The sequence below is a fragment of the Myxococcaceae bacterium JPH2 genome (genome assembly GCA_016458225.1).
Taxonomy (GTDB): Bacteria; Myxococcota; Myxococcia; order Myxococcales; family Myxococcaceae; genus Citreicoccus.
Window position 1 is genome coordinate 224780 of sequence record JAEMGR010000005.1, and the last position, 23277, is coordinate 248056.

18 protein-coding genes are annotated in these 23277 nt (G+C 70.0%); 9 read left to right on the forward strand and 9 right to left on the reverse strand.

Annotated elements, in window-relative coordinates; translation table 11 throughout:
• Positions 1–132: 132 nt before the first annotated feature.
• From JGU66_09835 to JGU66_09855, 5 genes are all read right to left on the reverse strand, one after another.
• Positions 133–423 (reverse strand): hypothetical protein, encoded by a 291-nt coding sequence (locus tag JGU66_09835; protein MBJ6761063.1) that lies wholly within the window; start codon positions 421–423, stop codon positions 133–135.
• Positions 424–534: 111 nt separating this feature from the next.
• Positions 535–1755, reverse strand: coding sequence for a cardiolipin synthase B (locus JGU66_09840; protein MBJ6761064.1), 1221 nt, complete (start codon positions 1753–1755; stop codon positions 535–537).
• Positions 1756–1851: 96 nt separating this feature from the next.
• On the reverse strand, positions 1852–3432 hold the full coding sequence (locus tag JGU66_09845; GenBank protein ID MBJ6761065.1) for an FHA domain-containing protein: 1581 nt from the start codon (positions 3430–3432) through the stop codon (positions 1852–1854).
• 24 nt (positions 3433–3456) lie between these two features.
• Complete coding sequence (locus tag JGU66_09850; protein MBJ6761066.1) at positions 3457–4383, reverse strand: WYL domain-containing protein; 927 nt, start codon at positions 4381–4383, stop codon at positions 3457–3459.
• Positions 4380–5405: a WYL domain-containing protein gene (locus JGU66_09855; GenBank protein ID MBJ6761067.1), complete on the reverse strand. Its 1026-nt coding sequence runs from the start codon at positions 5403–5405 to the stop codon at positions 4380–4382. Before JGU66_09855 ends, JGU66_09850 begins: the two co-directional genes overlap by 4 nt.
• 328 nt (positions 5406–5733) lie before the next feature.
• Between JGU66_09855 and JGU66_09860 the strand changes: the two genes are divergently transcribed.
• Positions 5734–6204, forward strand: coding sequence for a hypothetical protein (locus JGU66_09860; protein MBJ6761068.1), 471 nt, complete (start codon positions 5734–5736; stop codon positions 6202–6204).
• A 24-nt stretch (positions 6205–6228) separates the two neighbouring features.
• Here JGU66_09860 and proB read toward each other — a convergent pair whose 3' ends face one another.
• Positions 6229–7356: a glutamate 5-kinase gene (gene proB, locus JGU66_09865; GenBank protein ID MBJ6761069.1), complete on the reverse strand. Its 1128-nt coding sequence runs from the start codon at positions 7354–7356 to the stop codon at positions 6229–6231.
• A 164-nt stretch (positions 7357–7520) separates the two neighbouring features.
• On the opposite strand from proB, the gene hflX reads away from it, so the two are divergent.
• Positions 7521–9173, forward strand: coding sequence for a GTPase HflX (gene hflX, locus JGU66_09870; GenBank protein ID MBJ6761070.1), 1653 nt, complete (start codon positions 7521–7523; stop codon positions 9171–9173).
• Between the two features lie 94 nt (positions 9174–9267).
• Positions 9268–9684, forward strand: coding sequence for a hypothetical protein (locus tag JGU66_09875; protein MBJ6761071.1), 417 nt, complete (start codon positions 9268–9270; stop codon positions 9682–9684).
• 19 nt (positions 9685–9703) lie between these two features.
• Here the strand turns inward: JGU66_09875 and JGU66_09880 are convergent, their stop codons facing one another.
• Together JGU66_09880 and JGU66_09885 are read right to left on the reverse strand one after the other, a co-directional pair.
• Positions 9704–10711: an NAD(P)-dependent glycerol-3-phosphate dehydrogenase gene (locus JGU66_09880; GenBank protein ID MBJ6761072.1), complete on the reverse strand. Its 1008-nt coding sequence runs from the start codon at positions 10709–10711 to the stop codon at positions 9704–9706.
• Positions 10712–10742: 31 nt separating this feature from the next.
• The gene (locus tag JGU66_09885) at positions 10743–11399 is read right to left on the reverse strand and encodes a hypothetical protein (GenBank protein ID MBJ6761073.1); all 657 of its coding nucleotides are present in this window, start codon (positions 11397–11399) and stop codon (positions 10743–10745) included.
• Positions 11400–11858: 459 nt separating this feature from the next.
• On the opposite strand from JGU66_09885, the gene JGU66_09890 reads away from it, so the two are divergent.
• The 6 genes from JGU66_09890 to JGU66_09915 all read left to right on the forward strand — a co-directional run bounded on the left by JGU66_09890 (position 11859) and on the right by JGU66_09915 (position 21167).
• Positions 11859–12911, forward strand: a complete 1053-nt coding sequence (locus JGU66_09890) for a hypothetical protein (protein ID MBJ6761074.1) — start codon at positions 11859–11861, stop codon at positions 12909–12911.
• A gap of 226 nt (positions 12912–13137) precedes the next feature.
• The gene (locus JGU66_09895; GenBank protein MBJ6761075.1) at positions 13138–15330 is read left to right on the forward strand and encodes a hypothetical protein; all 2193 of its coding nucleotides are present in this window, start codon (positions 13138–13140) and stop codon (positions 15328–15330) included.
• Positions 15331–15418: 88 nt separating this feature from the next.
• Entirely contained in the window at positions 15419–17326 is a 1908-nt protein-coding gene (locus tag JGU66_09900) for a HEAT repeat domain-containing protein (GenBank protein MBJ6761076.1), read from the forward strand.
• A gap of 37 nt (positions 17327–17363) precedes the next feature.
• Positions 17364–19142 (forward strand): hypothetical protein, encoded by a 1779-nt coding sequence (locus tag JGU66_09905; GenBank protein ID MBJ6761077.1) that lies wholly within the window; start codon positions 17364–17366, stop codon positions 19140–19142.
• A 21-nt stretch (positions 19143–19163) separates the two neighbouring features.
• Positions 19164–19865, forward strand: a complete 702-nt coding sequence (locus JGU66_09910; GenBank protein MBJ6761078.1) for a hypothetical protein — start codon at positions 19164–19166, stop codon at positions 19863–19865.
• Between the two features lie 189 nt (positions 19866–20054).
• Positions 20055–21167 (forward strand): AlkZ family DNA glycosylase, encoded by a 1113-nt coding sequence (locus JGU66_09915; protein MBJ6761079.1) that lies wholly within the window; start codon positions 20055–20057, stop codon positions 21165–21167.
• Here JGU66_09915 and JGU66_09920 read toward each other — a convergent pair.
• On the reverse strand, positions 21118–23154 hold the full coding sequence (locus tag JGU66_09920) for a c-type cytochrome (GenBank protein ID MBJ6761080.1): 2037 nt from the start codon (positions 23152–23154) through the stop codon (positions 21118–21120). The genes JGU66_09915 and JGU66_09920 overlap by 50 nt on opposite strands.
• Positions 23155–23277: the final 123 nt, after the last annotated feature.

The following is a 23277-nucleotide window of genomic DNA, read 5'->3' on the forward strand; positions in this document are numbered from 1 at the left end:
TTCTAGGCCCCTCTCCCCGCTCTTGCAAAGGGTTCCTGCGAGCCCCGACAGTGAGCGGACGGTCCGTCCCGGCGAGGACGTCACGAGGACCGCGGGCGGGGTGGAATTCCCCGCCCACGGCACGTCTGGAAATCAGCTCTGGGTGCTCGCCGCGGCAGGGGCGGGCTGCGTGGAAGGCCCCTCGCAGACGAGCGCCTCGTCCGCCTTGACCTCAGCCTTCGCGGGCGTCGCCTCGGTCACCGGAGCGAAGCTTCCACACTGGCACGGGCCCTTCCGGTTGTTCTCACAGTACGCCACGCTCTGCGTGCCATTCGGGCACTGGCACGTGAAGACATCCCCATCCATGCAGAACGCGAACGCACTGCCAGCGGGGAGGACCAGCGTCGCAACGGCCAGGAGCCCCTTCATCAGCTTCGTCGACATGGATGCACCTCGAGGAGGACGAGGACCCGGTCATCGGGCCTTCACTCCAAGTATGCGTCCTTCAAAACAATCCGGAAACAACGTTCAGCCTGAATTCAATGGAGATACAATTCAGAGCAGCCCGTGAATGAACTGGAGCATGCGCTCCAGCGCCTTGCGCCACAGCGGACGGCGTCGGAAGTCACTCAGGCGGACCTCGCGGCAGGCCTCGCAGTCGGTGCGGAAGGCGCCTTCCAGCTCCTGGCCCAACCGAGCGTCCGCGAAGACCGCGTTCACCTCGTGGTTGAAGGCGAGGCTCAACCGCTCCAGGTTGAACGACCCGATGGTGCCCCAGGCCCCGTCCACCACCGCCGTCTTCGCGTGGAGCACGCCGCGCGTCCATTCGAAGATGTGGATGCCCGCGGACAGGAGCGACTCGTAGAAGGCCCGGGTGGCGTGCTCCAGCAGGGGATGGTCACTGCGCGCGTTGAGCAACAGGCGCACCTCCACGCCCCGCTTGGCCGCGTCTCGCAGCGCCGAGACCATGCGGCGATCCGGCACGAAGTAGGCCGCGGCGATGAGGACGCTGCGGCGCGCGCGGTGGATGGCGTGCAGATAAGCGCGGTGGATGCTGCGACGGCTGGAGAGCACCGCCAGGCTCACGTTGCCCGCGCGCGGCGTGGCTCTCCGGCGGCGCCGCCCTCCGGCCCAGCGCTGGAAGCGGTCCTGGAACATCATGCGCCACGTGGCCAGGAAGCAGCGCTCCAGCTCATGCACCGCGGGCCCTTCGATTCGCAGCACGTCGTCGCGCCACGGAGCGCACTCGCCCTCGGGCGCCCAGTGCTCCGCGATGTTCACCCCACCGGTGAAGGCCACCTCGCCGTCCACCACGAGGATCTTCCGGTGGTCTCTCGTCAGCAGGTGGCGCAGGCCCCGCGACAGGCTGAACGGCTTGAACGGGCGGATGTCCACGCCCCGCTGGCGCAGCGACTCGAAGAAGCCGCGCCGACGGGTCCATGAGCCGACCGCGTCGTAGAGCACCTTCACGTGCACGCCGCGCTCGGCCGCCTCGGTGAGCGCCTGGCCGAACAGCTCCCCCACCGCATCGGCCATGAACATGTACGTCTCCAGCCGCACGTACCGGCGCGCGCGGCGGATGGCCGCGAGCATCGCCGGATACGCCTCCACCCCGTCACGCAGGAGCTGACACGCGTTGCCACCGAGAATGGAGTGGCCGCGAGGCAGATAGTGCCGGGCCAAGAGCCGACTGGAGACGCCCGGGCTCCACTCCGGACGGGGCGTGTCGACGTCCACCGCCGGGGCTGTCTCGTGCCGCACCTCCAGCTCGCGCATGGTGCGGCAACGGTGCGGACGACGCGACGGCGCGGCAACTGCGCGACCGTCGCTTCAGCGACCCGAGGCCCGTTGCGCTGTCTCGAACCGGACGGACTACAGCCCGTACTCGATGCGCTTGTTCTCCGCGCGGGTGGCGCAGGGCTGGTCGTACTCGGGGAAGTACTCCTTCATGTGGTCCAGCGTGGAGGCGGCGGCCTTGTAGTTGCCCTGGTTGTAGTAGCCCTCCACCTCCAGCAGCAGCTTGGAGCAGGTGCGGTCCAGCTCCTGCTGCGCCGCCTTCATGCGCTCCTGCGCCTCGAAGTAGAGGTCGGGCTTCGGATCCGGGTGGGCCTCCAGCATCAGCCACGCCTCGCGGAAGGACTTCCACGCCTCGTAGCGGTTGCGCGCGCCGATGTCCGGCGTGTCGAAGTTCTTGCGCCCGCGCTTGTACGAGTCCGAGGCCGCCTGCACGAGCTGCGCGGGCGGGAGCTCCGGCAGCAGCGCCTTCTCCACCCAGACGTTCCAGATGCGCCAGGTGTCCTCGCCAGGAGGGTTCTTCGTGTTGTCGAAGATGATGCGGTTGGGCTCGCCCTTCTTGAGCTGCTGCGGCGGAATCATCAGCTCCAGCGAGCGGTCCATGCTGCCCAGCGTGTCCGGGAGCACCTTGCCCACGTCCACGCCGTTGACGCTCACCACGACCTCGTCCTTGGAGATGTTCTGGGACTGGTAGTGGAGGATGACGACCGCGCGCGTCGCGGCGGTGTACTCCCACTCGAACACCTTCATGTCCGGGCGGTTCCACGTCACGTCAGGCCCCAGGCCGAACGAGTCGCCGATGGGCTGCTGGCTCAGGCGCACGGGCTCCTCGCCCTTGGCCTGCTTGTCGCCATTGCCGCCAAGCACCAGCCAGTACGCCACGCCGAACAGCGCGAGCACCACAGCCACGCCACCGCCCATGATGGACGTGCGGACCGTCGAACTCGCCTCCGCCCAGAACAGGCGGAGGTTGGCGACGAGGCCCGGCGACTCACGACGGATGCGCGCGCGATCCGCCGCGGACAGCCCGCCGCCCTTCGCCGCGGGCGCCGCCCGAGCCACCGCCGCCGGACCCGCGGGCCGACGCGTCGCCGGAGGACCCGAGGGGGCCGCCTTCGCCAACGCGGCACGGCTCCCACTTCCGCTTCCACCCGACTGGGACGGAGGCGAGCGGGAAGGCCGCACGGCGGCCAGGTCCATGCGCGTGGACTGCTCGCGGATGCTCGACAGCTCCTGCTCCTCGGCCCCCGCGGGCGCGAGCGCCGAACCGCCCTTGTTGCGCTTCTGCTTCAGGGAGTCGACGGAGACGATGCGCGTGCTGTTCGACTCGTCCTGGGCGGGGACCTCTTCCTCGCCCGTCGTGGAGTCCTGCGCCAGCGCGAAGACGAACGTCACCGGCCCCAGCGTCAGCGTGTCGCCGTCCGCGAGCGGGTGCTGCGTCGCCTGCGAACCGTTGACGACGGTGCCGTTCGAGCTGCCCGCGTCCTCCACGATGTAGCCATCTCCCTCGAGGAAGATGCGACAGTGGCGGCGGGACACACCCGGGTCGTAGAGCACGACATCGCACTCTGAAGTGCGACCGATGAGCACGGAGTCCTGATCGAAGACGAACTCCTTGCCAGCATCTTTTCCCTCGGAGATCGTCAGCTGGAAGGCCATGAGCTTTCAATAAGCCTAGCGAATTTAGCCAAGAGAGGCACGTGCCGCGCGGGCAACAGCGGCTCGGGCGGCCAGAGGCTCCATCACCTCCGCCTCACCGCCGAAGGACAACACCCACTGCGTGAGCCAGCGCTCGCTGTCTCCGGCGACCATCACCTCCACGCCCCCATCCGAGAGCGGGCGAGCATCCCGGCCGAACCGCTCCTTCACGTACGGAGCGGCGATGGGCGAGAAGCGCACCCGCACGGACGCCTCGGTGCGGCTGCGGGCGGGGTTGGGGACGTCCGCCCGGGCATTGGGGGGCGGCTCGAACGCCGTGTCCGTGACGGCCAGGGCCTCCATGCGGTCCAGCCGGAACAGGCGCGCGTCCTGGCGCGTGTGGCAGAAGCCCTGGAGGTACCACTGCCCGCGGTGGCTGAGCAGCTCGTAGGGTCGCACCTGGCGCGGCTCCGACGGGCGTCCCGGGCTGGCGTAGTCGAACGTCACCTCGCGCCGCTCCAGGATGGCCCGCGTGAGGGGCCCGAGCGCCTCGGGGGCCTCGGCGGAGGCGTCAATCTTCCGGTACATGCCGCGGAAGCGCTCCAGCGCGGCGGGCGGGATGATGCCCTCCAGCTTCTGGAGGGCACTGCGCAGCGCGTCCCCGGTGGCCGGGCGGAGCAGCTCCGCCGAAGCAGCCAGGGCCGCGGCCTCACCCGCGGTCAGCCGGGGCGGCGCGAAGAGGCGCTGGTCGAGGTCCACGTAGACACGGTCGTTGTCCACGTAGATGTCGATGTAGTCGTCGGGGTTGAAGGGCGGCCGGCCCACGCACGTGAGCAGGTCCAGCTCCTCGAGCAGGTCCTCGCGGCTCACGTTGAGGGCGCGGGCGAGCGCCTCCACCGTCACGCCGGGGTGCTTGGACACATACGGGACGAGGAACAAGAGGCGGCGCAGCCGCTCGTGGACGTTGCTCATGCGCTCACCTTGTCCCCGACCTCGGGGGCGTGCTTCTCCACAATCCGCGTGGCCATGTCGCGCAGCCGCGACCGAGCCCCTTCGGGTGACTCCACCCGGCAGTCGGCCCCGAGCGAGAGGCAGAAGCGGATGAGGCCGTCCAGATAGGTGACGGGCAGGCGCGCCCGCACGACGCCATCCTCAGCGGGCTCGAGCACGGCGCCGGGGAACAGCCCCGCCGCGCGAGACGCCAGCGCGCCGGACAGCCGCAGCACGACCTCCTCCATCGCGTGGATGCGGTGCTGCCACGGGAAGTACGCCACGTGCGCGTCGAGCGAGAAATCCGCCGGCACCTCGAAGTCCGCCGTGCGCGGCTTGGCGGTGTTCACCTTCAGCTCGCGGATGCGGTGGACCTGGAAGGCGCGCAGACCGCCGCGCAGGTGGCAGTGTCCCACGAGCGTCCAGACGCCACGGCGCAGCGCGAGCCCATACGGGTCCACGCGGCGTTCGGTGACGCTCGGATGCTTGGGGCTCGCGTAGACGAGCTGGACCCACTTGTGCGTGGCGCAGGCGTCCCAGAGCTGCTCCAGGCGGGCGGAGACTTCCTTCTCCTGGCCCTCCTGGACCGCGCCCAGCTCCATGCGCACGCGCGGGGTGGGCAGCGACTCGCCGGCGAAGAAGCCAATCTTGCGCAGCGCGTGCGCCAGGTCGTCGCGACCGGGGAAGGCTCCAGAGGCCAGCGCGGCAGAACCCGCCGCGTAGAGGACGGCCAGCTCCTCCTTGGAGAGGTCCGCCTCGGGCAGGTAGTAGGCGTCGCGGTCGACGATGTAGCCGTCGCGCCGCTCGTCGTCTCCTTGGACGTAGGTCAGCGGGAAGCCCAGCTCGACAAGTTCCGCCTTGTCGCGCTCGAACTTTCGCTCGGCCGCGTCATCGGAGCCGCCGTAGTCGGACGGGAAATGCTCCCGAAGCTCGGCCCACGAGGTGGGTTCACGGGCGTCGAGCAGCAGGGCCACGAGGTCGAGGATGCGTTCCGTGCGGTCCATTCGAGAAGACCGGCGACGATGACGGACAGGACCCGGGAGATCAAGGGACCCGCGAGTAGCCGGGCGTGAGGACGTGGAAAAACCTGGGGCGCGGGTTTGCACGGGGCGATCCGTAGCCCCCAATACCTGAACAAGCAAGCAGGTAACGCAAGGTGCGAGCCCGTTCGTTCGGCAAGCATCGGACGACCTTGGACGTGGGGCTCGCGATCGGCCTGCGACTGGGATATTCCTAGGCCGTATACGATTTGAGAAGCGCCAGGAGGCAGGCGCACACTGGCTGCCCGCCGCGAGGCCGACGCGACGGACAGTTGCTTCCCGAGGGACCACCGTGAATCACACCCCCCTCCTCCTGAAGTGGGCCGCCGGCCTGGTGCTGGTGGTGCTTGCCTTCGTCGGCACGCCCGCGCTCGCTCGCAACGAGCCCCTCTATTTCGCTCTCGAGGTCCGGCGGGACGGTCGGCTCATCGCGCAGCCGAAGTTGCTGGGCGAGTCCGGCCGCATCCTCCGTGCCGAGCGCCGCATCCCGGGCGCGCTCGTCCCCGATTACAGCCTGGTACTGACACCCAAGGGGGAGGGAAATTCCTTCCGCTTGGAGCTGGACCTCACACTGCCGGAGGCCCACGGGCACTCCGAGCTGGCCCTGCTGCACGGCCAGGAGCGCAAGCTTCAGCTCGGCCGGGTACCGGGCGAGCTGGAAGTCTCCCTGCTGCTCATGAAGGTGGACTCGCCTGAGTTCCGCGCGCTCATGGACCTCGGCGAGGACAACGGCACGGTCACCTCCGCCTCCTGCTCCATGTAGGAGGGACCCCTGCGGCCATCCGGCCTAGAGCACCGCCAGGTCATCGCGGTGCACCGCCTCATCCAGGTAGCGGTAGCCCAGCACCCCTTCGATGTCCGAGCTGTGGCGGCCCGCGATGCGGCGAAGCTCGTTGGCGTCGTAGGCGCTGAGCCCCCGCGCGAAGGCGTGACCCGTCCCGTCCACGAGGTCCACGGGGTCCCCTCTTCCGAAGTCGCCGTCCACGCCCCGCACGCCGCTTGGCAGCAGGCTGCGCTTGTGGTGGACGATGGCCTCGCGCGCGCCTGCATCCACCTGGATGCGCCCTCGGGGACGGAGCGCGTGGGCAATCCAGGCGGTGCGCGCGCTGCGGCGTCCGCCAGACGGCTCGAAGAGCGTGCCCACGGGCTCGCCTTCCAACACGGCCCTCAGCCGGCCGGGCACCGCGCCCGAGGTGATGACGCACGGGATGCCCAACTCGGCGACCTGCCCCGCCGCGCGCACCTTGGTCATCATCCCGCCTGTTCCGACGCCGCTGGAGGTGCCACCGGCCAGCGCGAGCACGTCGGGCGTCACGGCCTCCACGGACTCCATCAGGCGCGCGGTGTCATCACGACGGGGATCCGCGGTGAACAGGCCCTCCACGTCCGACAGCAGGACCAGGGCATCCGCCTCCACCACGCCCGCCACCAGACCGGCCAGGGTGTCGTTGTCGCCGAACTTCAGCTCGTCCACCGACACGGTGTCGTTCTCGTTGATGACGGGCACCACGCCCGCGCCCAGCAGCCGCTCCAGCGTGTGCTTCACGTTGAGGTAGCGGCGGCGCTCCTGCACGTCCTCGTGGGTGAGGAGGACCTGGGCCACGGCCCGTCCCTCGCGACCGAACGTCTCCTCGTAGGCCTGCATCAAGCGGCTCTGCCCCACCGCCGCGCACGCCTGCTTGCCAGGGATGTCCTTGGGGCGGGAGGGCAGCGCCAGCCGCTCGACGCCCAAGGCGATGGCGCCGCTGGACACCACCACCAGCTCGCGGCCTTGCGCGGCCCAGAGCAGGTCGTGCCCCAGGGCCTCGAAGTGTTCACGGTTGAACCGGCCCGTCGTGGACGTCAGGGCATTGGTTCCAATCTTCACCACCACGCGACGAGCCCCACGCAGGGCCTTGCGTCCGGATACGCTCACGTCGAGCAGCGTAGGACGGAAACGGAAAGGACGCGCGCGTCCCGTGTGTTGTCAGGGGTCACGGGTATTCCGGAGGGGTTCCGTCATGAAACCCACCGGGCGCCGGTCCATCGGAAGTTCCGGAAGGGGCTCGGGCCACTCGCCCCGGCCAGGAGAGCGAACGTTTGAAGGAAATCTTCGGCAACACCCTGGGTCTCAAGGCGAACGAGCAGCACCGGCTGCGCAACACCTACCGGCGCCGCGTGTCGCCGCATGAAATCGTGTCGCCCGAACTCGCCCGCCACCTCACCGAGCTGTCGCGTGAGACGAACCGGCAGATTGGCGTGCTCATCAACCGCAAGGGAGACATCGAGGACGTCGTCGTGGGCAACGCCCACAAGCTGGAGCTGCCGGACATCGGCCGCGCGCGCGCCGGGCAGGTGCGTCTGCGTGGCCTCCGGCTGGTCCACACCCACCTGAAGAGCGAGCCCCTCACCAAGGACGACCTCACGGACCTCGCGCTCTTGCGCCTGGACTGCGTGGCCGCCATTGGCGTGGGCGACGAGGGACTGCCGGGCGTGCTGCACTACGCCCACCTCGTGCCAGAGAACGGCACCGGCGAGTTCTGGCAGGTCACCACCCTGCCGAGCGTGCACGTCGAGCAGCCCGACCTCGCGGCCACCCTCAACGCGCTGGAGGACGAGTTCAGTCGCAAGGCCGCCGCGCGCGCGGTGAGCGGCCGGGAGAAGGCCATCCTCGTGGCGGTGTGTCTGGATGGAAACCGGGCGCGCGCCGAGGCGAGCCTCGCGGAGCTGAAGGAACTGGCGCGCACGGCGGGCGTGGAGGTCATCGACAGCGTGCTCCAGGTTCGCCGCGAGGCGGACCCGCGCTACCTCATCGGGCGCGGAAAGCTGGAGGACCTCAACCTGCGCTCGATGCAGTCCATGGTGGACCTGCTCATCTTCGACAAGGACCTCACCCCGTCACAGGGACGCCACATCGGCGAGGCGACCAGCCTCAAGGTGCTGGACCGCTCGCAGCTCATCCTCGACATCTTCGCGCAGCGCGCGCAGAGCGCCGAGGGCAAGCTCCAGGTCGAGTTGGCGCAGCTCAAGTACCGCCTGCCTCGACTGGTGCAGAGCGACGACTCGCTCAGCCGGCTCGCGGGTGGCATCGGCGGACGCGGCCCCGGCGAGACGAAGCTGGAGATCGATCGCCGCCGCGTGCGCGACCGCATCACCCACCTGGAGAAGCGCATCGACCAGGTCAGCCGCGAGCGCAGCGTGCGCCGAGCCCAGCGCAATCGGCGCGAGCTGCCCGTCATCTCCATCGTCGGCTACACCAACGCGGGCAAGTCCACGCTGCTCAACGCCATCACGCAGTCCGAGGTGCTGGCGGAGAACAAGCTGTTCGCCACGTTGGACCCCACCAGCCGCCGCCTGCGCTTCCCCACGGAGCGCGAGGTCATCATCACCGACACGGTGGGCTTCATCCGGGACCTGCCCAAGGACCTGGTCGCTGCCTTCCGCGCCACGCTGGAGGAGCTCTACGACGCGAGCCTCCTCTTGCACGTGGTGGACGCGGGAGACCCGGCGCGCGACGAGCAGGTGGAGGCCGTGGAGGCCATCCTCGAGTCGCTGGGGCTGATGGACAAGCCGCGCCTCATGGTCTGGAACAAGGCGGACCTCGTGTCGCCCGAGGACCTGGAGGCGCTGCTGCGCTCGCGCGGCGGCGTGGCCATCAGCGCGGCTCGACGCGATGGGTTGGAGTCCCTGTTGGCCAAGGCGGACACCACGCTCTTCGCGGAAGGCGCCTCCGAGGCCATCGGCGTCGTCTGAGGGTGGGCGGGTTGCGAGCGGAGGAGGGCTCCCCTAGAGTCGGGGAGCCGTGTCCAATCCGCTCAGCCTGCTCGTCCCGCTGCTGACGCTTCAGATTGAAGGGCTGCCGGGACAGGACCCGGGACCGCAGTACGTGAAGCCGGTCTCGTCCCTGTCCCCGAAGTACTTCGAGTTCCTGGAGCAGAACAGCCACATCATCTACCCCGCCATCGCGGTGCTGACGCTCGTCATCATCGCCGCCGGCATCCTCCAGGCGTGGAGAACGCAGGACCTGGACGGCCTCCAGAAGAACCAGTTCAAGAAGGCCATCGTCAACGAGCTGCGGCGCAACATCAGCGGCCTGCCCGGCGACGTGCTGGCCAAGGCGGTCGGACTGGATCGCCTGAAGACGAACCGCCTGCTGGAGCAGATGCAGCAGGAGGGCATGGTGCTGAGCCACACCAACTCCCAGCGGCTCACCGTGTGGCGCGTGCGTGGCGCGGCGCCCGACGCGAACGTGCGCCGGGCCTGAAGGTCCGCGCCCTCCCCGCTCAGACGCCCGCCAGCTCCGACTTCGGCTGGCGCGTCATCAGGTCCACCACGGCCGTGCGGGCGTTCTTGTCCTCGTAGGCAATCAAGTACACCTGATGGCAGATGGGCAGCTCCACGCCCGTCTTCACCGACAGGTCGCGCGCGCTCTTGGCCGTCTTCACGCCCTCGGCCACTTCCTTCATCTGCGAGAGGATGTCCGGGAGCTTGCGGCCCTTGCCCAGCTCCATGCCCACGTGACGGTTGCGGCTGAGCTCACCGGTGCAGGTAAGCACCAGGTCGCCCATGCCCGACAGGCCCGAGAGCGTCAGCGGGTTGGCGCCCTTGCGCACCGCGAGGCGGGTGATCTCCGCCAGCCCGCGCGTGATGATGGCCGCGCGCGCGTTGTGGCCCATGCCCAGGCCGTCCGCCATGCCCGCCGCGATGGCGATCACGTTCTTCAGCGCGCCGCCGTACTGCACGCCCACCACGTCGTTGGACGTGTACGAGCGGAACGTCTCGGTCTGCAGGGCCTTCTGACAGCGCAGCGCCACCTTGTCCCAGTGCGACGCGATGGTCACCACCGTGGGCATGCGGCGCGCCAGCTCCTTGGCGAAGCTGGGGCCCGAGAGCACCGCGAGGTACGGGTGGAACTCCTCGGGCAGACAGTCCTCGAGCAGCTCCGTCATGGTGAGGAGCGACTCGTTCTCGATGCCCTTGGACACCGTGATGATGGGCACGTGGCGCGGCAGGAACGCCTTGGCGCGCGCCATCACCTCGCGCGTGGCGTGGCTGGGCGTGGCCAGGACCACCAGCTCCGAGCCCGTCAGCGCCTCCTCGAGGTTCGTCGTGGCGTGCACGCGCTCGGAGATGGGGATGCCTGGGAGGTAGGTGGCGTTCTCGTGCCGGGTGTTGATGGCCTCGACGGTGGCCGGCTCGCGCCCCCAGAGCTGGACGCGCTCGCAGTTGACCGCGAGGACGTTCGCGAGCGCCGTACCGAATGAGCCAGAGCCAATCACACTGCCGCGCATGGATGACCTCTTGTCGTGGAGAAAGCGGGCCTCACCAGAGGGCCGAGACCACGCCGACGGATATCGCCGGCATGAACGAGGCGCTGCCCTCCGCGCGGCTGTGGAAGTCGCCGCCGAAGGACAACACGTAGGAAGTTCTCGCGGTGATGGGCGACTCGAAGCCCGCGCGCGCGAGGAAGGTGCCCGTCGTCGTCGACGCGGGGGGCAGGCCTCCCAAAGGCGTGCGCTGGACGGGCTCGGTGTCCCAGGCGAGCTGGTAGCGCAGGTCCAGGAACAACCGCTTCGCGCGCGGCGACTGTCCCTGCCATGACGCCACCACGCCGGACTGGAGGTTCCAGTTGCGGCGCCCGCTCAGGTAGCGCGCGCCTCGCTCCTCCGTCTCGGCCGGGCGGAGGAACAGCGCGCGGCCGCCCTCCACCACGAACCCCAGCGCCGCGCGACCGTTGTCCACGCCATCCAGCAGCGTGAGGCGCGCGCCCACCCGGCCCTCGTTCATCATTCCGTAGAGGCTGTCCAACCCCAGCGCCACGTCGAGCCGGGGGAGCACGCCCACCACCGCGCGCAGGGACAAGAGCGGAAAGCCGACCATCAGCCCCACCACGACCCGCCCCGAGCCCGAGGAGCGGGCGCCGAGGAGTCCCAGCCGATTGGGCTCCAGCGGCGGGCTGGGCGGGAGCGCCTCCTCCACGGGGGGCGTCTTCGGCGCGGGAACGACGAAGGTCGATGGAGGTGGCCCCTCGGGTGCGGCGAGTGGGGGCGCCTCCGTGGCGTGCGCCTCGGGGAGCGGCGAGACCGGTCCGGGATACGCCTGCCACGACTCGGCATCGGGGACGGCGCTGGGCCCGGGTGACTCCGCGGGAGCGCGGCTTCCCGATGGGCTCGGCGGCGCGGGCGTCTGCGCGCGCACGAGCGTTCCGAGGAGGAGAGCCGGCAGGAGGAGGAGTCGGGGGGCACGCATGGGAACGCGGCCGGCAGCTTAGTCCACGGCGCACCAGGGAAACGAGGGTGGCTCGCCCGTTGGCCGGCCGGCCATGCGTCGCCCTCCGCAAAACCGCCACGGGCCCCCACCAATGGGTGGCCACGCGGCGCCCTCCCCGGTCTACCATCCGCGCCCGCGTTCGGTGCGTAACCGAGGAGAGACGACGGGATGAGGGTTGGACGGGGCGCACTGTTGTTCGCGTTGGCGCTCGGCGCGTGCAAGCCGCGCGCGGTCACGGAGCCGGACGCCGGTGCGACCTCGGTGCCTGGCCGTCCCGCCACCGTGACGATGCCTGGCTGCGAGACCCTGTTCCCAGCCGACGTGCGCGAGCTGACCCTCAACGGCTTCACCGTGAAGGAGTCGCGCGCGTGTCCGACGTGCGGCCCGGTGTGCACCTTCCGCTCGGCGGCGGAGCCCGAGACCACGGTGTCCATCGTCTATGACTGCCAGGAGCACTACGCCACCGCGGACGTGCATGCGCTGCTTGAGCCCACGCTGAACGCGGGAGGCATCGAAGTGCCCGCCCTGGGACGCGCCGCGGCTCGCCGCAACCCGGTGCAAGGCATGACGCAGGTGGTGGCCTGGGACGATGACTCGCCCTGCGCCGTGGTCGTCACGTGGCTCGGAGGAGACACGGAGCGGGCGCTCGACGTGACTCGGCTCGCGCTTCAAGTCCATTCGGATCCTGGGCACGCCGCGCATCCAGGGCCTGCGTCAGAGGACGGCGCGCTCACGGACGCGGGTGACAGCGCGCTCCCCGGCGCACCGAGCGCGACGGGCTCTCGCGAGGACACGCTCCTGCCCTCCGACCTTCCGACTCCGTCCAGCGCCAACTCGCCGACGGTGCCGGCACAGCGTCCGAGCACGCCCGGCACAGCGTCTCCCGCGGTGCGCCCGAATCCCGTTGGCGCGGGCTCCCCTGCGACGCCCGTGGTGCCTTCGCGCGGTGCGACCGTGCCCACCGGAGGACGTCCGCCCTCTTCGGAGGCGGGGACGGCGCTCGGCGCTCCGAGCGGCGTGACGACACCGCGCCCGGAGACACGGCCTGCGCGCCCAACGGAGAAGTCCGCGCATGACGCGGGCACTTCGCCTTCTCCTGCTCACAGCTTGAGCGCGCACGACGCGGGCACGCTTCCCCACGCCCAAGCGGCCCCCGCGAACGTCGCGCCCCGTCTGGCTGACGATGCGGGAACGCCTGCGCCCGTTGGCGCTCACGAGTAGTCGCGGCGAAACGGCCTCGCCTCGCGGGACTGGGGCCCAATCCCTTTCGTGGCCATGTTGCTCGCGAGACAACATGGGTTCTTCGAGGGGTTGCCCTCGCGGCAACACGCCGTGCCCGTCCATCTCTCTGCCCTAGAGGGAGAAGCCACCGTGCCGTGATTCGGCACGCGCCCTGCTTTGGGCCCCGTCACGGCTCGATGAGCCGCGGACCCAAACAGGACGACACATGCATACGACCCTCGCCTCTCTCTTGAAGGCACGACCGCACCGCGTCTGGTGGGCGGGCGCCTCCGTGATGGCCCTGCTCCACGGCAGCACCGCGCTGGCCGAGACGTGCCCCACCCCCACGGTGGCCCTCTGCCAGCAGATGGACTTCCTGCAGAGTTCCTGCGGGCAGCAAAGCCAGACGAAGTGCGGCGATATCCTCTCCGCGGAGTGGAAGAAGAAGCTCTCGACCTTCCCCAAGCGCTCGTCCCAGCTCCCTGCCTCCATGGGCGGACAGGTCGTCACCACCAGCTACCTGGCGCGCGACCCGTCCAAGGATCAGCTCTCCGGCCTCGAGGACACCTTCGCGGGCACCGTCCTCAAGAACCAGCAACTGTATCGCAAGCAGTTCAAGAACCTCGACGAGGGAGACAAGCTCCAGCAGGAACTGCTGAGCAAGTGGAGTGGGAACGGCGAGGCCGTCACCTCGTGCCAGGAATACGTCGACGAGAAGTACAACGACTACAGCCGCTTCGAGGCACGCGCGGGCCAGTTCGGCACGGACTACCTCGCCGTGTTCAACGCGGCCAATGCCGCGGAAGGCGGCATCGCGGACCGCAAGCTGTATGACCGGTCCGGCAACACGCTCGCGCCCATCTGGTCGACGCAGCGGCTGGAGAAGAACGCGTACTACCTGTTCGCCCCCGGGCCCTACCCCGACGGGACCACGGCGTATGTCTTTAGCGACAGCCTCTTGAAGCAGGTCAACCCCAAGGGCCGCACGTGGTTCGTCGCCACGGACAAGTGGCACCAGACCCTGGCCGCGTCGCTCGCCAACTACCACGTGGACGAGCTGAACAACCTCCAGGCACAGCAAGAGGACTTCGCCGCGCTGCTCGACCGCCGAGCCCAGGCGTGGAGCTTCTACCAGGCTGAGCTGGCTCGCATGAAGGCCGCGGATGTGGACCCCAAGGAGCTCAACCAGGTCACCGCCAAGAGCCTGTATGAGATGGACGCCGCCATCGAGCGCAGCCTCGAGAGTGGCGCCAAGCAGGGCTGCCTCAATCTCGCGGCCAACACGAAGTGCGATTGGTCTCCGCGCCGCTACAAGAAGATGCTCGACGCGGCGATGTTCCCGCGCCGGCAGGCGGACTACCAGCGCTGCCTGACGCTCACGGCCAATGACTTCGGGCCCGACAGCTTCGTGCGCAACTCGGACAAGCTGGGCATCGAGGGCCTGAAGGGCGACCACACCCTCAACGTGGCCCTCCTGGATGAGTACCTCACCCGCTACGCCGGTCAGCTCGTGGGCAACATCACGCCGGTCGACCCCTCCACCGGCCTGCGCCGCGCCGGGGCCGAGCGCAGCGGCAACAGCCTCCTGGGCAACGACACCTTCGGGCTCGCGTATGACTATGCCGGAGGCTGGGGCCTGGACTTCGGCGCCGCGCCCCTGGGCATCAACACGGGAGGAGCCCGGCTGTGTGACGCGAACCTGCGACTGTATGGGCGCTTCAGCGCGAACGCCGTCGTCTTCGGAGGCCGCGCCGAGGTCATCAACGCGAGCGCCCTGGGCGAGACCGAGACCGCGAGCGTGCACCTGCAGGCCAACCTGCGCGTGCTGGGCATGGACATCGCGCCCTTCCCGTACGATCAGCACTTCCCCGCGCGCTTCAACGTCTCGGCGAGCCCGTCGCGCGCTGGCACCATCTTCTCGGCCAGCGGCACGTTCGTGGTCGTCTTCATCCCCGTCACGGTGACGGCGGGCCTCAACGGCGCCGTGGGCCTGCAGCTCGGCCTCAATGGTGGCGTCGCGCGCGACTGCGTCAACGACACCGTGGGCGTGGACCTCAATGGCAACGTCACGCCGTTCGCCCGGCTGGATGCGATTGCCTCCGTGACCGTGGGCCTGCCGGGTATCGCCACGGCGGGCGTCATGGGCACCCTCAACCTGGTGCGCGCGGACATCCCGCTCACGGGTCAGCTGGGCCTCTACGTCACGTCGCCGAGCCACCCGACATTCCCGTCCATGCTCGTGCTGCACACGGGCACGTCGCTGGGTCTGAACCTGGAGGCGCTGTCTGGCCGGGTCGTCGTCTTCGCCACGCTCGGCCCTCAGTACGGTGAGCTCGAGCTGGCCTCGTGGGCGGGCCTCGCCTACCACACGACGCTGTTCAACGACTCGTTCGAGACGCCGCTGGCCTCGCTCCGCTAGCGGCAGCTCCGCAGTCGCAGTCCCTGGCCCCGGAGCGCTCCCTCGCGCTCCGGGGCCCCTGCCCCACCGCCTCGCCCGAGGACCTTCCATGCTCCGCAATTCCTCTCTCGTCGCCCTCGTGGCGGCCACCCTCCTGTTCGCCCTGGGGATCGTCTTCCTCCCGCGCCTCGGCCTGGATTCCGCTCGCGCGCCGACAGGCTTCGCGGTGAAGCCAGACTGGGTCCCCGGCACGCGCTACGCCTATGCGTTGCACTGGCAGAGCCTCCAGCGCGTCCCGAGCCTGCTGCCGCAGGGCCAGGGGACGCCCTCGCTTTTGGAGGCCCAGCTGCGGCTCTCCGGCACGCTCGTGCTGCGGGCGCTCGAACGGAATGACGACGGGTTCGTCCTCGGCGCCGCGCTCGAGGACGTGGCGGAGCACGCGCTGGAGTTCCAGGGCCAGGATGTCTTGCCTGACGAAGCCTCCGTCACCGCGGCCTTCCGTGGACACGAGGCGTGGGTGGAGCTGAGCCCGCGGGGCACGCTCCGCGCCATTCGCTTCGCGCCGGATGCGCCGGAGCTCTTCAAGCAATCGCTCCAATGGCTCATCACCGAGACGTTCCCCTCGCTCCCCGCCACCGAGGTCCAGGCGCGCGCCGGGGCTTGGGACTCGGCCGAGGCCACGGCCCTGGGCCACGTGCCCGCGCACTACGCGATGGAGCCGGACGCGTCGCTGACGCTGCGTCGCACGCGGGGCCTCTACACGCAGCTCCACAGCGCGCCTGCCGGTGTGCCGCCGCACACGGTGACGTCCGAAGCCCGCTTCACCTTCGCGCCCGAAGGACACCTGACCGACGTCATCCATCAAGAGACGGTGCGCGCCGAGGCGGAGGACGGCCTGGACACGCGCGAGCTCTTCCAACTCCACCTGCGCGCGGTGACGCGCTTCGAGTCCACCGGGAAGTTGGACCTCGCGTCGCGCTCCGAGGTGCGCCAGCCCGGCGCGATGTACACGTCCACGGACGCCGAAGAAAAGCTGCTGACCCAGCGCGCGGACGGGCTGACCTTCGACACGCTGCTCAACGACCTGTTCACCCACGGCAACGCGGGCGAGATGCCCGAGAACGGCCGCTGGCTGTGGCGCGCCACGGGCCTGCTGATGCTCCATCCCGAGCGATGCAAGGAATTGGCGGTCTACTTCCAGGACCCGGGCACCGAGCCCTCGGGGCAAGCGCTGGTGCTCGACCTGCTCGTGGGCGCGGGCCACGCCGAGGCCCAGGCCCAGCTGCGTCGCCTCGTCGATGACCCCGCCGCGCGCCGCACGCCACAAGCGCATGGACTGCTCTTCCAACGCCTGGGGCTCGTGGCGCACCCGACTCCCGAGACGGCGGACTTCGTCGCCCAGCACCTCGCCACGGCCATCACGCAGAACGACACGGACCTGCGCGATGCCAGCGCCCACTCGCTCGGCGCGGTGGTGGGACACCTGAGCGTGGACGCGGATCCGACCGTGGTGGCGCGCTACAACCAGGTGCTGACCGAGGGGCTCGCCAGCGCGCGAGCTCCCGACGCGCAGCGCACGTACCTCCGAGCGTTGGGCAACGCGGGCCTCGCCGAGAACATCGCGCGCGTGCTGCCCTTCGCCGACGCGGCCGACCCGGGCGTGCGCGAGGCCACCGCCACCGCCTTGCGCAAGACGCCCAGCCCCGACGCCACCGCCACGCTCCTCCACCTGGCGCGCGCGCCCGAGCAGCGCGTCCAGGCCGCGGCGCTCGACTCGCTGCGGGAGCATCCGCTCGATGCGGCCTCGCTCACGATGCTGCGCGACGTCGTCGTGGGCGGCACGCTGCGCCCCGGCTCCGAGTCGCTCGTGGCGAACCTGCTGGAGCGTCGGCTCGATGGCGGCCCCGTCGTCGTCCAGGCCCTCCAGGCCCTGTCCCTGCGCGCTCGCGAGGACCCTGTCCTGCGCGCTCGCGTGCTCCAGCTCCTCGCGCGAGCGGCCCTGGTGGCCTCGCGCTGAGTCCGCAGTCCCACTCCCGCCTCACGACGGACCTCGCATGAAACCTCAACCACTCTCGCTTCTCCCTGGCCTGTTGCTCTCGGCGTTGGTGCTCTCGAGCACCGCGCTGGCGGGCCCCGCCGATGACTTCGTCCGTGGCGCCAGCCTGCGCGTCAACCACGCCACGGTGACCTTTGACGGCCACGCGTACAGCGCGACGGACTATGTGATTGCCAAGAACTCCGGCTCGCTCAACCTCGTGCTGAGGGCGCAGGACTTCGGCTTCGCGTCCGACCTCGTGGTCCACATGACGGGCTCGCGCTCCGGCAACACCGTGACGTGGGACTTCGACGACTGGCTGCCCACGCCCTATGACCTGGGCGGCTTCTACTCCTTACGGCGCGTCTACGGTCACCTCGTGGCGAACGTGGAGCTGGTGTACGGCACGGACTCGCCCGCCTGTGGCGGCACCGCGCTGTGCCCCTACAACGTGCGGCTGCGGCTCGGCGCGGGGACGTGGCTGCGCGTGGCGGGGAGCGGACCGTTCTGGCACCCCAACTTCGACGAGGCCATCTCCGTCTCCACCTTCACCGCGTTCGGTGGGCTGCCGCGTCCTCGCCTGTCCTGGCTCAACCTGCAGCGCCCCGCGCGCTATTGCGTGGGCAGCGCGCCCACGTACTTCGCCGGCGAAGTGACGCTCAGCACGCCAGCGCCCACGGGCGGAGCCTGGGTGGACTTCACCAGCAGCTACGGCGCAGGGATCTCCGTCGCGGGCCTGTACCTGGCCCAGGGCCAGACGTATGGCCGCTTCGACGTGCGCGTGGCACCGGGGTTCGAGGGGACCGCGCGGCTGACCGCTTCGTCCGGTGGCGCGGTGGCCTCCGAGCTGGTGGAGATGAAGCAGAGCCCCTTCTGCTTCAAGTCCGTCGACTGGCTGAACATCAAGGCCGTGCTGTGTGAGAAGTGCCTGCTCGTGCGCGCCGTCAACGCGCGCGGCGACGTGCTGGGCCAGCAGGGCGGCTCGGATGTCGTGGTGACCGCGCAGGGGACGACGCTCAACCTCGCCAAGCTCATGGGCGCGGAGCACGTGGATGGCTCGCGGCTCAATGTCTGGGGCCAGGTGACGGGCACGGCCCTCATCAACGGCACGGCGCAGTCGTTCCTGTTCGACACCACGAACCTGAAGGCGAAGCCCACCGTGCTGAAGGCGGGCGCGGCGCTCGGACTCAATGACGTGGGCACCGTGGTGGGTTCGCAGACCGATGGCAAGACGACGCGCGCCTTCCTCTTCGATGGGCAAGAGGTGCGGTCCTTGCCGCTCCAAGCCGAATGGAGCACCGCGGTCGCGGTGAACAACCGCGGCGTCGTGGCGGGCAGCTATGACAGTGGCAAGGGGCACCGCGCGTTCCGCGCGTTCCTCGACACGGCCGAGGACCTGGGCGACCTGGGTGGCGGCGAGAGCGAGGCGCGCGCCCTCAACGAGCAGGGCGTGGTGGTGGGCACCGCGAAGACCGAGAAGGGCACGTGGACCGCCTTCCTCTCGCGTCCCAAGGAGGGCCTCAAGGACCTGGGCTCGCTGGAGAAGCTCCCGTTCAGCGTGGCCACCGCCATCAACTCAGCAGGCTGGGTGGTGGGCATGGCTCACGACGGCAAGCCCGACGGCACGCGCCGCGCGTTCCTCTACACCCCGGCCGAGGGCCTCATCGACCTCACCTCGCGCGTCTCACCCGAAGCGAAGCTGACCGTGCTGGAAGCGCTCGACATCGATGACTCCGGACAGGTCCTCGTCCGTGCCCAGCGCGATGGCAAAGACGGCTTCTACCTGCTCGCGCCCTGACTCCTTCCCGGTACTCCTCCCATGAAGAACTCTCTTCTGAACTGCATTCTCTTGATGGCCGCCAGCGCGGTGATCGCCTCGGGCTGCAACGGCTGTGGCGGTGGTCCCACCTGTGACAACTCCCGCATCGCGCAGCAGGGCGGATGCTGCCGCACCGACAGCGCCACGCCCTGCGATGGCTCGCTCACCTGCAACAATGGCGCGTGCACGCCCTGCGGCGCCGCGGGGCAGCAGTGCTGCAACACCGGGGTGACGGAGACGTGCGCAGCGGGCCTGAGCTGCGAACTCCAGTCGAGCGGCCTGCACACCTGCAATGACTGCGGTGGACTGAACGAGCGCTGCTGCCAGGGCAATCGCTGTGAGAACACCTTCACGTGCAACACGGACACGAACCGCTGCATCAGCGCGGCCTCGGTCCATTGCACCGGTGGCGCCAACCACTACGTGATTGGGGTGAGGGACAGTCAGCTCTGTGGCCAGAGCACCCTGGACATCAACGCCGACACGCCCGAGCAGGCGCTGGAGTGCGCGCGCACCATGCCCCTCCCGCCAGGCGGCTCGCTTGTCCCCGCCCCGGCCGTCCTCCAGACGTTCCAGATGTGCTTGTCCACCACGACCATGGGCGTGCAGCGGCGCAACATCCGCGCGTTCAGTGACTACGACGCTCGCCAGTGCGCCTTGAACACCTGCGAGAACTGCACGGACGCCCGCTTCGACTGCTGAAGCGCCCTTCCCGCCCCACGGCCCCGCCGGAATCCTGACAGCCTGATGTCAGGAACAAGGGGATACGGATATGTCTCCGTCGCTCGCGGTGGTGAGCGACGGGGACTGGGAACGGGAATGGTGAAGCGGAACTCCGGAGTGATGGGCCCCCGCGCGCTCAATCGCGCGCTGCTCGCTCGGCAGATGCTGTTGCGGCGTGCGCGGCGCCCGGCGCTGGAGGCCATCGAGCACCTGGTGGGCATGCAGGCCCAGGCGCCCAATCCGCCCTACGTGGGGTTGTGGACGCGGCTGGAGGGCTTCGCTCACGACGAGCTGTCTCAGCTCGTCCTCGCGCGGCAGGTGGTGCGCACCGTGATGATGCGCAGCACCATCCACCTGGTCTCCTCGCGGGACTGCCTGACGCTGCGCCCCGTGCTCCAAGGCTTCCTGGAGCGCGCCATGCTCGCGAGCCGCCACGGCAAGGGCATCGCGGGCATCGACCCCGCCGCGCTCACGGCGGCCGGTCGCGCGCTCATCGAAGAGCGCCCGCTCACACTCGCGGAGCAGGGCGCGAAGCTGGCGGAGCGCTGGCCGGGCCGCGACCCCACGGCGCTCGCGCAGGCCATCCGCACCTGGGTGCCCTCCGTCCAGGTGCCACCGCGCGGACTCTGGGGCGGCAGCGGACAGGCCCAGGTCACCTCCGTCGAGGCGTGGCTGGGACAGCCCCTGGGCACCGACACCGCGCCGGATTCCTTGGTGCTGCGCTACCTGGCCGCGTTCGGGCCCGCCACCGTCAAGGATGTGCAGCTCTGGTCCGGGTTGACGCGGCTGCGCGAAGTCATCGAGCGGCTCAAGCCCCAGCTTCGCGTTTTTCATGACGAGCACGGCGACGAGCTGCTCGACCTCCCCAACGCACCTCGCCCCGACGCGGACGCTCCCGCCCCGGTGCGCTTCATCGCCGAGTTCGACAACCTGACGCTCTCCCACGAGGACCGCTCGCGGATCATCTCCACGGAGGACCGCTCGCGCATCGCGACCCTCAACGGCATCGTGCCCGGACTCATCCTGGTGGATGGCTTCGTCGAGGGGACCTGGAAGCTGGAGCGCCAGCGCACCGCCGCCACGCTGCACATCCTGCCGTTCCGTCCCTTGGCCGCCTCGGACCGGACGGCCCTCGCCGACGAGGGCGCGAAGCTGCTCGCGTTCCTCGCCGGGGATACTCCGTCTCAGGACGTGCGGTTCGGCGCGGAGAAGCGCTCCGCGCCGGCCCAGCCTAAAGCGTCTGCAGGTACTCCACGAGGTCGTCCAGCTCGGCGGGCTTGAGGTCCGCCGTCAGGCCGTGCGCGTTGCTCGTGCGGCCCTGCTCCAGACGCGCGCGGAGCGTGCCCGCGCTGCCGTCGTGCAGGTACGGCGCCGTGCGCGCCAGCCCCAACAGCGAGGGCGTGTTGAGTCCGGCGCTGATGACCTTCGCGTCATCGTGCACGAGCCCCACCATCACGAACGTGCCCACGTTGGCGTTCTTGTTGTTGGTCAAGGTGGCGCCCTCGTGACACGTGTTGCAGCCCGCCTTGACGAACACCTGGGCCCCGCGCTCCTGCGCCGCGCTGGGCGTCGCGTGCTTGTAGGGATTGTCCGCCGCGGGAATCGTGTCGATGAAGCCGCCGAGCTGAGACACCAGCGTGGCGTCCAGCGAGGTGCCGCCCATGCGCTGCCGCACGGTGGCGTTCATGAACTCGCGCAGCGTGGGGAACTCGCCGCTCCAGTGGAACGGGCTGGTGGACGTGGTCATGCGGCCGGCGAGGCTCGGTGTCTGTCGCGGCCCATCCGGGAAGCCCCACACGTGGCCGTCCTCGCGCCCCTCCAGGTGACACGAACCACACGACACGCTCACCGAGGGGCTCGTCATGCGCGAGTCCAACGCGGAGAAGAAGAGGCGACGTCCCGCGACCACCTCCGGCGCCAGCAGCTCGCCCGCGAGCGCCAACCGAGGGCCCTCCTCGCGCACGTTGGCGTCGTGGTCCGAGCCATCGCTCACGAGCGTGCTGAGCGTGTGGTCAAAGGCGTTGTAGACGTAGGCCCGCTTGCCATCCCGGGTGATGGCGATGCCCGTGGGCCCCGAACCCACCGGGAGCAACTGCCGCACCGAGCTGTTCGAACTCTCCGACAGGTCGTCGCCGGTCCGCCGGTTCGTGGGGAGGATGGCGACGTTGTCCGTCTCGCGGTTCACCAGGAACAGCCACGAGCCCGAGGGGTCCACCACCGCGGCCACGGGGCCCTGGATGGGATTGGCGAACTGCGGGGACGTCACCATCGTCGGAGGGAAGTCCGGCGTCTCGCCCGCCGGCGGGCCGCAGCGGTTCAGCTCATCCACCACGGGATGGGCGTCATCCGACTCGAAGGTGATGAGGCCCGGGGTGACGACGCCGCCGCCCGAGGGATTGCACGGCGTGCCGCCGCCATACAGCGAGTCACCGCCCTGATTGGGCGTGGGCGGGGACGACGTCAGCGGATCCGCGCGCGCCCAGAGCATCGGGGCGAAGAGGCGTCGCCCATCCGGCGTCGCGACCACCTCGGCCATGCCGCGCGCGCGGAAGGAGTGGATGCCGTTCGCCTGCCCGATGGGCGGCGGACTGTCCGCGGCCGTCTTCGAGCCGTCTTCGGAGAAGCCCGCGCGGACCTGGTTGGCGCGCACCAGCAGGTCCGTCCCCTCGCGCGTCATGCGGGGGCGATCCGCGTCCGACAGGTCCACGGTCACCACGTCGCCCCGACGGAACAGCGAGAGCACCGCGCGCCGGCCCTCGTCCAGGAGCGCGATGCCGCGCGGCTCCTCGCCCACCGGCAGCTCCCAGCGTGGCGTGAGCGAGCGCGTGTCGATGGCGGTGAGCGTGCCGTGCGCGGTGGAGTCCAGCGCGGTGCTGTTCACCACGTAGAGCGTGTCGCCGTCCGGAGACACCGAGAGGCCCGTGGGCTCCACGGACACCGGGATGCGCGCCGCCTCCGTCCACTCGCCTCGGCGGACGACGGAGACGCTGCGCTCGGCGCGGTTGGAGACGTAGACCGTGTCATCCGGCCCCACCACCACGCGCTCGGGTCGGAGGCCGACCTTCACCTCGCCCACCTTCTCGCGGCGCGCGGCGTCCACCACGGCGAGGATGCCGTTGTCCGCGTCCACCACGTAGACGAGCGAGTCATCTCGACTGAGCGCCACGGAGCCAGAGGCATTGCTCCACGTGGCCTCCACCCGCCGCTCCCCACATCCCGCCAGTCCCAGCACCGCCACCATTGCCGCGGTCCGCAGCTGACGCTTCATGTGTCGCTCCTTCGCGGCCTCGCGCGGCGCGGGAATGCCCCTTCCGCCCAGCGCATGGCTGCTGTCCTGCCGAGGAGAGGCGGCCGGCCCTGGTCGCTCACCCTCCCGAGGCCCCCCATGCTC